Annotated in this window: 10 protein-coding genes; 1 reads left to right on the forward strand and 9 read right to left on the reverse strand. The window is 39.8% G+C overall.

The annotated features are described in order from the left end of the window. The 9 genes from tolA to F968_RS04260 form a co-directional block, all read right to left on the reverse strand. Positions 1–695, reverse strand: a 695-nt coding sequence (gene tolA, locus F968_RS04220; protein ID WP_004790656.1) for a cell envelope integrity protein TolA, incomplete at its 3' end; no start/stop codon positions are given. A gap of 3 nt (positions 696–698) precedes the next feature. Beyond that, positions 699–1,151, reverse strand: coding sequence for a protein TolR (tolR, locus tag F968_RS04225; protein ID WP_004790658.1), 453 nt, complete (start codon positions 1,149–1,151; stop codon positions 699–701). Then, positions 1,151–1,849 (reverse strand): protein TolQ, encoded by a 699-nt coding sequence (gene tolQ / locus F968_RS04230; RefSeq protein WP_004790660.1) that lies wholly within the window; start codon positions 1,847–1,849, stop codon positions 1,151–1,153. The genes tolR and tolQ overlap by 1 nt, the downstream gene beginning before the upstream one ends. Positions 1,850–1,872: 23 nt before the next feature. Then, on the reverse strand, positions 1,873–2,280 hold the full coding sequence (ybgC, locus tag F968_RS04235) for a tol-pal system-associated acyl-CoA thioesterase (protein WP_004699892.1): 408 nt from the start codon (positions 2,278–2,280) through the stop codon (positions 1,873–1,875). A 212-nt stretch (positions 2,281–2,492) separates the two neighbouring features. Further along, positions 2,493–3,827: a M20 family metallopeptidase gene (locus F968_RS04240; RefSeq protein WP_004790664.1), complete on the reverse strand. Its 1,335-nt coding sequence runs from the start codon at positions 3,825–3,827 to the stop codon at positions 2,493–2,495. A 203-nt stretch (positions 3,828–4,030) separates the two neighbouring features. Next, the gene (gene ruvB, locus F968_RS04245) at positions 4,031–5,035 is read right to left on the reverse strand and encodes a Holliday junction branch migration DNA helicase RuvB (protein WP_004790665.1); all 1,005 of its coding nucleotides are present in this window, start codon (positions 5,033–5,035) and stop codon (positions 4,031–4,033) included. A 7-nt stretch (positions 5,036–5,042) separates the two neighbouring features. Further along, positions 5,043–5,642 carry a Holliday junction branch migration protein RuvA gene (gene ruvA / locus F968_RS04250; protein WP_004790667.1) on the reverse strand — a complete coding sequence of 200 codons (600 nt, stop codon included), beginning with the start codon at positions 5,640–5,642 and terminating at the stop codon, positions 5,043–5,045. Positions 5,643–5,650: 8 nt separating this feature from the next. After that, complete coding sequence (locus F968_RS04255) at positions 5,651–6,319, reverse strand: hypothetical protein (RefSeq protein ID WP_004790669.1); 669 nt, start codon at positions 6,317–6,319, stop codon at positions 5,651–5,653. Further along, positions 6,319–7,659, reverse strand: a complete 1,341-nt coding sequence (locus F968_RS04260) for a deoxyguanosinetriphosphate triphosphohydrolase (protein WP_004790671.1) — start codon at positions 7,657–7,659, stop codon at positions 6,319–6,321. Before F968_RS04260 ends, F968_RS04255 begins: the two co-directional genes overlap by 1 nt. A 309-nt stretch (positions 7,660–7,968) precedes the next feature. Here F968_RS04260 and purL point away from each other — a divergent pair, with 309 nt between their 5' ends. Next, on the forward strand, positions 7,969–11,802 hold the full coding sequence (gene purL / locus F968_RS04265; RefSeq protein WP_004790674.1) for a phosphoribosylformylglycinamidine synthase: 3,834 nt from the start codon (positions 7,969–7,971) through the stop codon (positions 11,800–11,802). Positions 11,803–11,828: the final 26 nt, after the last annotated feature.

Genomic DNA, 11,828 nt, shown 5'->3' on the forward strand with positions numbered 1-11,828 from the left:
TCGTCATTAGCTTTTTGCTGTTTAGCTTTAGCATCTGCTTCAGCTTTTTGCTTAGCTTCTTGCTGTGCTCGAAGTTTAGCGTTTTCGGCTTTTTGAGCCTCACGTTTTAGCTTTGCATCGGTCTCTGCTTTTTGTTTAGCTTCTTCAGCAACTTTTTGTCTTGCCTTGGCATCTGCTTCAGCTTTTGCACTTTGTTCAGCCTTACGTTTTTGTTCGGCTTCGGATTTTATTTTAGCCTCAGCTTGGCGTTTAGCTTCAGCTTGCTGCTTTTGTATTTCCTCTATACGTTGCTGTTCTGCTGCTTGTTTAGCTTTTGCAGCTTCTTCAGCTTTACGCTTTTGTTCAGCTAATTTTACTTGCTGTGCCTGTTCGACCTTTTGCTTTTGAGCAGCAAGTTGTTGAGCGGTCGGAGGAGGGGGCGTAGCAGGAAGATTTTCAGGAAGCGTTTCATCCACAATAGGGGTTAACACCTCTTTTGCTTCATTTGTAGCTGTAGTCTCTTGTTCAACTTCTTTGGCTAACGGAGGAGGTAAATCTTCTGGCTTAACTAAAATAGTTGTTAGCTTTTTTGGCTGTTCAGGTGGTTTACTCAAGCCTAAAAAAAGCAAGCCAACAATGGCAATTGCATGAACTCCTAGTGTAAAGCTCAATGCAATCGCATTTTGTTTAAAGTGTGGCTTTTGATTTTTATTCATAGCTTATTTTAAAGGCTCTGTCAGAAGGCCAACTTGAGTTAAACCTGCTTCTTGTAAACTTGCCATCAATGATACGACTTCTCCATAAGGACGAGACTTATCACCATTGACTAAAACTGTGAGTTGTTTATTTTCTTGTTCAGCTTGTTTTTGTGCACCGCTTAAAACTTCTTCAAGTTTTTCACGAGACAATGGTTCACTATCTTTGTAATCTTCATACTGAAGATAAATATTGCCATCTTTACCAATAGTTACCATGGCTGGCATATCTTTTGATTCGATTGGATGGTTATTTGCTTGAGGTAAATCGACTTTAATACCACTAGTAATCATGGGTGCAGTCACCATGAAAATAACCAAAAGTACGAGCATAACGTCAATATAGGGTACGACGTTCATATCACTTTTTAATGGTTTTTTTATACGCTCAAAGCGCCCTGAACGCTGTATTGCCATTATGCATCTTCCTGTGATGAACCCACAGACTGACGTTGCAATAAGGCAATCATCTCTTCAGCAAATAAAGCACGATCAGAGTAAACACTTTCACTTTTAGAAGTGAAGTGGTTAAAAGCCAACACAGCAGGAATTGCAGCAAATAAACCAATTGCGGTTGCAATAAGTGCTTCGGCAATACCAGGTGCAACAGTTGCCAAAGTGACTTGATCAACAGCAGCTAAACCGATAAATGCATTCATAATCCCCCAAACGGTACCGAATAGACCGATGTAAGGAGCTACAGAGCCAATACTTGCTAAAGTACCTAAGCCGTATTCTAGATGGCTCTGATCACGACTCAAACCTACTCGCAAAATACGTTCAGTCCCTTCAATCGTTTGTGAAACAGGGGCCTGACGTTTTTTAAGTTTAAAAAACTCACTCAACCCTTGATAAAAAATATCTTCAAGACCTGAGCGTTTTGAGTTGAGCTGAGCATTGTTGTAAAGCGTATTGAGTTCAGCACCCGACCAGAACATTTTCTGGAAATGTTCATCTTCTTGATGCGCTTTCTTATAACTCATATGTAACTTGGCAATCAGATACCAACTAAAGATTGATGCTAACAATAAAATTAGCATGACCAACTGAACGACTGGACTTGCCTGTAAAATAAGGTCAGAAATATGCAGGGTTGATTCAATGTTTGTTGCCATAGTTACATATGCCGGTTGTTTTTTTAGTCTTGTTCCAATTCTTTACGAATAAGATCACGTATTTCTTCTGGAAGACGACGAGCTACAAGTTCTTTGCTTAAACATGCCAACTCAACCTCGCCAGAAGCAAGCAAGATTTCACCACGATAAATATTTTGTTGCAACACAAATGACGCAGCTTTACATGAAACTACACGTGCTGTAACAGTAATTAAATCATCCATTAAAATAGGACGCATGTATTTTACGTCAATTTTGTGTACGACAAAGTTGTAGTCTTTTTGATGCCAGTAATGATCAACGCCAGAAGCACGGAGCCATTCAGTACGGGTACGTTCCATATAGCGAATGTGGTTGGCATGGTAAACAATACCGCCTGCGTCCGTATCTTCAATATAAACACGAATGTTGAATTCAAAATGATTCGCCATGAGAGGATTCCGTTTTAGTTCACTATAGAGCTTTATATTTAAAATATGGCTTTGAATAAAACATTGGTTCCATTCAAAAGCCATACATCTGCTTTTAAATACGGGGCAGTTTAGCAGATTGCATACTAAGTCCTATGGCACAACCTTTCAATTGCGATTGCTGAATTTCTAATCTAAAAACGCTACATCTTATGGCTAGCAAGCTTTTTAAGTTAAGAGGGCTTCCATGAAGTTTGGACTTGTTTTGATATATTCGGATAATCTAATACGAACCTTACATGTAGCTCAGTTCCAGTTTTTAAGGTCTTGTCATCTACAATAAAATAGGGATTATGATTCGGTGCAGCCTGATTTAAGTCTTGATTTTCTGGTGTCGCCCCTAAGAAGACAAAGAATGAGGGCATTAACTTGCCATAATAGGCAAAATCTTCACTTGCACTCGCATTATGGTCTAAAACATGAAGTTTTGACTCGCCAGCAACTTTAGCTAATGTTGGCTGAATAAGTTGAGTAAGGGTTTTGTCATTCATGGTGACTGGCGCATAAGGCGCAATTTCAACTTTAGCAGTGACATCATTGGCTTGAGCGTTATGCTCAATCATGACTGGTAAACTTTTTAAGATGTTATTTCTTATTTCTTCGTTATTAGAGCGAATGGTACCGATCATATTGACCTGTTCGGGAATCACATTTCCTGCTGTACCACCTTGAATATTGCCAATACTGACTACGCCCATACCTTGGGTTAGATCTGTTCTTCGGCTAATAAGACTTTGTAAATTATTAATCATTTGTGCCGATGCATAAATTGGATCTCTGCCTAACCATGGCGTCGAACCATGAACCTGCTTGCCGTTGACCTGAATACGTAAGTGGTCTGCACTATTTAAAATGGCACCATCTTTATAATAAAGATGACCACTTTTCATACCCGCAATAACATGCATTCCAAAAATAGCTTCTGGTTTATAGTCTTTAAAAGCATCATCAGCGATCATTTTTCGTGAACCGATTTGATCACCCTGAGTGAAGTTATCTATATCTGCACCACCTTCTTCAGCAGGTTGAAAAACAAAAATAACTGTGCCCGATATTTTATCTTTATTCGCAGCTAAAATTTTTGCTGCACCTAATAACATTGCTGTGTGTGCATCATGTCCACATGCATGCATCACATAGGTTTCCTTACCTTGATAAATTGCTTTTTGTTTACTGGCAAAGGAAACACCGCTCTTTTCTTCCATAGGTAAAGCATCCATATCCGCTCTAAGCGCAATAATAGGCCCAGGTTTATTACCTTTTAAAATACCTACAACACCTGTTTTCGCATAGCCTGTTTTGACTTGAATGCCATAAGACTTTAATTCTTTTTGAACAAGGGCTGAGGTTTTAAATTCCATATTGCCGAGTTCAGGGTGTTGGTGAATGTTTTGTCTTAGCTGAATGACTTGATTTTCATTTTGTTGAGCAGCATCGTTTACCCAATCTGCTAGGCTTAGCTGACTCATTAAGGCAAGTGGTAAAAATAAAGCGGCTTTCTTATACATGTCCTTATCCTAAAAATATTATTGTTCATAAGATTTAATATCTAGATTTCTTATAATTCAGTTTTTAAAAATATTAAAAAATCAATAAGGTATAAAGAAAGACTTAAAAGGTATAGAGTTTCTAAATTATTGATAAAACAATTGTTATTTAAGTTAAAAGAATAAATGAATTAAAAAAGGAAGAGAAAATTCTCTTCCTTTGATTAGTTTTTAGGCTCAGGTGGTGTCATTCCAAACTGTAAATAAGATTGGTTCGTTGCAATGCGACCTCGTGCAGTACGCATCACATAACCTTGTTGAATTAAATACGGTTCAATTACATCTTCAAGGGTGCCGCTATCTTCAGCCATAGCAGCTGCAAGCGCTTCGACTCCAGCAGGGCCGCCATCAAAACGCTCTAACAGCATGCTCAAATAACGGCGGTCTAGGGTGTCTAAGCCAGCTTTATCAACATTGAGCATATCAAGCGCACGTTGTGCCATTTCATGAGTCACTTCGCCTGTACCTTTCACTTGAGCATAGTCACGAACTCGACGTAATAAACGATTGGCAATACGAGGCGTTCCACGGGCACGGCGTGCAACTTCTTCTGCACCCTCAACTGTAATGGGCACATTCATCAAGTTTGCAGAGCGTGACACAATATGAGTGAGGTCTTCTACAGAATAGAACTCAAGACGTTGGACAATACCGAAACGGTCACGTAGCGGAGAGGTGAGCAAACCTGCACGTGTTGTAGCCGCGACAAGTGTAAACGGGGGTAAATCGAGTTTAATTGAACGAGCAGCAGGCCCTTCACCAATCATAATATCTAATTGGTAGTCTTCCATCGCTGGATAAAGAATTTCTTCAATCACTGGAGAAAGGCGGTGAATTTCATCAATGAACAAGACGTCGCCTTCTTCGAGGTTGGTCAGCATTGCAGCTAAGTCGCCGGCACGCTCCAAAACTGGCCCCGAAGTAGATTTAAGATTTCCGCCCATTTCACGCGCAATAATGTTGGCAAGGGTAGTTTTACCTAAGCCGGGTGGACCAAAAATCAGCGTGTGGTCGAGTGCTTCACCACGACCGCGAGCTGCGCCAATGAAAATTTCCATTTGCTCGCGTACTACAGGTTGTCCGATGTAGTCGGCAAGAGAAGTTGGTCGAATAGCCCGATCAAAATGATCTTCGGGTTTTTCTGCTCCACTGATTAGACGGTCTTGCATAAGTGTTTTACTTCATCATTGATTTAAGAGCAGCACGAATAATATCGGCTGATTCTGTGTAATCGGCTTTAACCGCAGCAACAGCTTTTTGTGCTTCAAGTGGCTTATAACCTAAAGATTGCAAAGCGGCTTCTGCTTCTGCCACAGGCGAGTTTGCAGCGAACTGAATTTGAGGCAGGCTAGCTGAAGTAGAAGTGCCTTGGGCTAATGTTTTGAAACGGTCACGAAGCTCAATCATTAAACGTTCAGCTGTTTTTTTGCCAACACCCGGAACTTTTACTAACGTGTTAATGTCGTCATGCTCAATGGTGTGAACCAATAGCTCAACGCTTAGTGTCGATAGAATACCCAATGCCATTTTAGGGCCTACACCATTTACTTTTAATAAAGTGCGGAAAATTGTTTTTTCTTGAGCATCACTAAAACCGTAGAGTTGCTGAGCATCTTCACGAACAACTAAATGTGTCCATAACGTAACTTTTTGGCCTTTTTGTAATTGGCAAAATGTTGAAAGTGGCGTATCAATTTCATAACCCACACCACTTACATTCAGTAATACAGTAGGGGCTTCTAGGGCAAACACTTCGCCAATTAAACATCCGATCATTGAATCTTTCACTTGTTTGTTAATGGTTGAATAGTAGATGCCATTTGTTCTAAACGCAAAATGGCTTTTAAAATTTCCTTTCGATTTCGTGTGGATTTTATCCATGCAGGTAGACGCGAAAAGTAACTGCTATTACCAGTCTGTTTCGTTCGTTCTCTTAGATTAGCTTCAACAAACATTTTTAATTCTTTTAAATGTGTAGGATTATAAACGTATATATCTCCATGCCTACTTGAAGTTTTCAAATAAAGTTCAAGTCCATAGTTTGTATAACCAAATTTCTGGTCTAAAACAAAAGCTACATTATATTTTTCAAATTTTGAAAAATTTTGGCATAGATGACATTTAGCTTGAATATATGGAGGATAAGCTCCTGAATTATTCAGCTTTTGATTTGCTTTGAGCCATGACCCACCACAACTGTGGCAACGCTGGTAAGCCGTGGCGTAAAAATGACCATTGTGACGACTCGATGTTGAACTATCTTCAGCTTTAATTTGATAACAACAATTTAGACAAGTAAAAGAAAAAGTTCCTTGATAAGGCGCATTTACTGGTGACAAAGGACTGTCATATTTCAAGATACTCAGATGAGAACATTTAGGACATTTTACCCACTGATCTGAATACATAAAAAATGATGGATAGAGCCCTCTATCTACATGTCGACTTATCATTAAAACAAACCTATTTTATTACCTTGCAACTCTTGCGCCAAGCTATAAGCCTGATGATCTGAGAACTTACTGATAATATCGAGTACTTGCATAATATTGCTGTAATGATTATTGCTAAAGTTAGCACCATACAGATTAAGGATAGACATTAAACGTTGTTCTTTAAAGCTTAAAGATTTATGTGGTGTGGTCAGTGGTACAAATGCATCTAAAATCGTTTGCAAACTTTGATGCGCAATAATTTCTAATCCCGATTTTTGTGGGTGTTCAAAAATTTTGTCGCGTGCCAGATTCTTGGCTGTTTCGATACCAATTGCAATATCGGGTGAACAATATTGTAAAAGGTTACCTTTAAGCTGGCCTGTAATGATTTCATAATGATGTTTAGCAAAGGCTGTAGTGACTTCATCTACAAGCCGTTTCATGACACGACCACGTAATGCCGAAATCTTTTGTTGCCATGTACTATTTGGATGTGACAATTCTTCAGGCTGACCATAGTCGGCAATAAGGTTTAAGAAAATTGGTTCAACTTCTTGGTAACTCAACATATTTAAGATAATGCCATCTTCTAAGTCAATTAAGGCATAACAAATGTCATCCGCAGCTTCTAACAAATAGGTGAGTGGGTGACGGCAATAATGATATTCGCCTAACTGAATAAGGCCAAGCTGTTCGGCAATCTGTTTTAAAATTTCTTTTTCAGATTGATAACAACCAAACTTTGCTCGTTGATGAGAAGGGCGATCACCTTGCGACGCAATGGTTTTTGAAAGCCATGGATACTTTAAATAAGCGCCTAAGGTTGCATAGGTTAAACGCATACCTCCATCATTTGGATGATAGTCAATGCGACTTAATAAACGTAATCCTTGAGCATTACCTTCAAACTGGCGAACATCGGCTTCTTCTTCGGGACTTAGCTTTTTTAAAAAATCATCATGTGATGCATCATCGAACCACTCACGGATTGCATATTCACCTGCATGTCCGAAAGGTGGATTGCCAATGTCGTGGGCAAGACAGGCTGCTTGAATAATTGCGCCGACATCGGCAGGAGAAATCCAGACAGGTAATTCATTTTTTATTTTTTCTGCAGCAAGCATACCCATTGAGCGGCCAATACAGGAAACCTCAAGAGAGTGAGTTAAACGGGTATGAATGCCATCATGCTGTGCGAGTGGGTGAACTTGCGTCTTACGGTTTAGCTGACGAAAACTTTGAGAAAATATAATACGGTCATAATCTTTATGGAATGGGCTACGAGCCAGTTCTGTACTGCTTTTTTTACTACCTAAACGAACTGCAGAAAGCAGCTCTAACCAACGCATTTGTTCCATTTATCATTATTCAAAACTGTAAAACCTGATCATGCCAAAAAAAAGTTAAAAGCACTAGCTTGGTGCGACATAGTTTGTCTTAGTTCAGATTTTATTATGTTATTGAATAAACATGAAACAATTTATTTTTAGCTAGAATGCCTAAAAAAATGATTTTGAACAAAAAACTACTCACTTCTTGCAGAATTAGGTTACAGAATACTGATTCTACATCTAGCTGATTTTAGCAAGAAGCAGTAGAATATGCGCTCTCTCTAAAGTCACATTGCGGTAAGGTTCACAAGACCTGCCCGTGGAGCCAAAATCAACATGTTTATCGTGGCCGGTGCAGCAGCACATTCTTCTTTTAAGAAAGCTCAACTATTAACACGTTTATCGTCAATTAGTTCTGTTCAATCTTTTGACAGCCAATGGGTCTATTTGTTTGATCAAGCGCTCAACGAGCAGCAACATCAATCTGCTTTGCAATTATTGAATGACGGTGAGTCTTTTGAACTTCGTCAATCTGCAAGTGATGAGATTCAGATTTTAGTTACACCACGTGTGGGTACTATTTCACCTTGGTCTTCTAAAGCAACTGATATTTTCAAAAACTGTAATACACCAGTACACCGTTTAGAACGTGGTCTTTTATTCACGTTAAAAGGCGTTACTGAAATTACGAATGAAGTTAAACAAGTACTTCATGACCGTATGACAGAAACAGTTTTTGCTCAAATTGATGATGCAAAAGCATTATTTTCAGAAACAGCTCCAAAACCATTAAATTCAATTGATATCTTGGGTCAAGGCAAAGAAGCTTTGGTTAAAGCTAACAATGAGTTTGGTTTTGCGTTATCTGAACAAGAAATTGATTACTTAACTGAAGCATTCGGTAAGCTTGGTCGTAATCCAAATGACATCGAGTTAATGATGTTTGCACAAGCAAACTCTGAGCACTGTCGTCATAAAATCTTTGGATCTGAATGGACAATTGATGGTGAAAAACAACCATTATCATTGTTCCAGATGATTAAAAACACTTATAAAGAATCTCCAACTGATGTGTTATCTGCATATAAAGATAATGCTTCAGTAATTGTGGGTTATGACACGATGCGTTTTTATCCAAAAGCGGATGAAAATGGTCACTTTGTTTATAAATATAAGAGCCAAGCTGCTCATATTTTAATGAAGGTTGAAACTCATAACCACCCAACAGCAATTTCTCCATTTGCTGGTGCTGCAACAGGTTCAGGCGGTGAAATCCGTGATGAAGGTGCAACAGGTCGTGGTGGTAAACCAAAAGCTGGTTTAACAGGTTTCACAGTTTCCAACTTAAATATTCCAGGTTTTGAACAACCTTGGGAAGAAAACTACGGTAAACCTTCACGTATGGCTTCGCCATTACAAATCATGATTGAAGGTCCATTAGGCGGCGCGGCATTCAACAATGAATTCGGTCGTCCTGCGTTAAATGGTTATTTCCGTACTTTCGAACAGAATGTAAATGGTGAAGTGAAAGGCTTCCACAAGCCAATCATGATTGCTGGTGGTTACGGTAATATCCGTCCTGATCACGTAGAAAAAGATGCGATTCAACCAGGTGATTTACTCATTGTATTGGGTGGCCCTGCAATGTTAATCGGTCTTGGTGGCGGTGCAGCATCTTCGGTAGATAGCGGTACAATGGGTGAAAGCCTTGATTTCGCTTCAGTACAACGTGAAAACCCAGAAATGGAACGTCGTTGTCAAGAAGTAATCGATACTTGCTGGCGTTTAGAAGACTTCAACCCAATCGTTTCTGTACACGACGTTGGCGCGGGCGGTCTATCAAATGCTATGCCTGAACTTGTGAACGATCATGAGTTAGGGGCAGTTCTTAACCTTCGTAAGATTCCTTCATTAGAGCCGGGCATGAGCCCAATGGAAATCTGGTCAAATGAAGCACAAGAGCGTTATGTTCTTGCTATTCGTCCAGAATCTTTAGAGCAGTTCGAAGCAATCTGTGCACGTGAACGTTGTCCGTTTGCTGTGTTGGGTGAAGCAACTGAAGCACGTCACTTAACAGTTGAAGATCCATTGTTCCAAAATGATGCAGTTGATATCCCAATGCAAGTAATGCTTGGTGGTACACCACGTATGCAACGTTCTTATGAAACTATTGAACGTAGTGGCGATGATTTTGACGCTTCAAAAGTTGATTTGAAAGATGCGATTTTCCGTGTATTGAAAAACCCTACAGTTGCGTCTAAATCATTCTTGATCACAATTGGTGACCGTTCAATTACAGGTATGGTTGCACGTGATCAAATGGTTGGTCGTTGGCAGGTTCCTGTTGCGGATGCAGCAGTAACGACAACAAGTTTGCAAGGTTTCACTGGTGAAGCAATGGCAATGGGTGAACGTCCACCAGTTGCATTGTTAAATCCAGCAGCATCTGCTCGTTTGGCAGTTGCTGAAGCAATTACCAATATTGCATGTGCAAACATTGAACAAATTAGCGATATCAAACTTTCTGCAAACTGGATGGCTGCTGCTGGTCAAAAAGGTGAAGACCAAGCATTGTTTGAAGGCGTGAAAGCGATTGGTATGGAAATGTGTCCTGCTTTAGGAATTGCGATTCCAGTAGGTAAAGACTCGCTTTCAATGCGTACGACTTGGAATGATAACGGTGAAGATAAAGCCGTAACTTCTCCAATGACGGGTGTAATTACTGCATTCGCTCCAGTAACTGATGTTCGTAAGACCTTAACGCCTGAACTTAAAAATTTAGAAGATTCAGTACTTGTACGTATTGATTTATCTAAAGGTCAGTTCCGTTTAGGTGGTTCGATTCTTGCTCAAGTATATAAAGCAATCGGTTCAATCACTCCAGATGTTGATAGTTTTGATGATTTCAAAGCGTTCTTCGCTTTAATCCAAGACTGGAACAATCGTGGTTTGATTCAAGCTTACCATGACATCGGTGATGGTGGTTTATTAGCTTCTGTAGCTGAAATGATGTTTGCTGCACGTTTAGGTGTTGCGTTAGAAAACCAGACTACTGCGGGCTTATTTGCAGAAGAAATTGGTGCAGTACTTCAAATTAAAGCAACTGATTGGGAAGCTTTACAAGCAGAAATCGCAGCTTCTAGCTTAAAAGATGCAATTGCTGTAGTTGGTCGTGTAAACAACTCAGATCAATTATCTGTAAATGGTTTAACTTTAGATCGTGCTGAATTACAACAAGCTTGGTCTGAGGTATCTCATCAGATCCAACGTTTACGTGATAACGTAGAAACTGCTGATCAGGAATTTTCATTAATTACTGACAATACGCATCAAGGTTTGATTGCTAAACCAACATTCGATTTGAATGAACCTATTGAAGCGCCGTTCATTAATACACGTCGTCCTAATATGGCAATCTTGCGTGAGCAAGGTGTAAATGGTCATATTGAAATGGCAGCAGCTTTTGACAAAGTTGGCTTTAATACGATTGACGTACACATGAGCGATTTACTTGCTGGTCGTGTAAGCCTAAGCGATTTCGAAGGTTTAGTGACTTGTGGTGGTTTCTCTTACGGCGACGTAATGGGAGCAGGTGGTGGTTGGGCAAAATCAGTATTGTTCAATGCTAAATTACGTGATCAGTTTGAACAGTTCTTCCATCGTGAAGAAACATTCAGCTTAGGTATCTGTAATGGTTGCCAAATGTTGTCACAATTGGCACCCCTTATTCCAGGTGCTGAACACTGGCCACGTTTCCACCGCAATATGTCAGAAGTTTTTGAAGCTCGTAGCGTAAACGTTCGTGTTGAAAAATCTGTTTCTGTATTACTTGATGGTATGGAAGGTTCAATCTTACCGATTGCTGTAGCACATGGCGAAGGTCGTGCAGTTGCGAGTGAAGCTGATATTGCAAGCTTGAATGCAGCTAACCAAGTTGCATTGCGTTATGTTGATAGCCACGGTAACCCGACTCAACATTATCCATTGAACCCGAATGGTTCACCTGAAGCGATTACTGGTGTTACTTCTAAAGATGGTCGTGCAACGATTATGATGCCGCACCCTGAGCGTACTTTCCGTGCAATTCAGCACTCTTGGAGTCCAGAAGAGTGGACTGAAGATGGTGCATGGTTACGTATGTTCCGTAATGCTCGTAAGTTTATTGGTTAATAGAAAAGTTGAAATAAGCCACCGTA

Source organism: Acinetobacter sp. NIPH 817 (assembly GCF_000368405.1).
Classification (GTDB): domain Bacteria; phylum Pseudomonadota; class Gammaproteobacteria; order Pseudomonadales; family Moraxellaceae; genus Acinetobacter.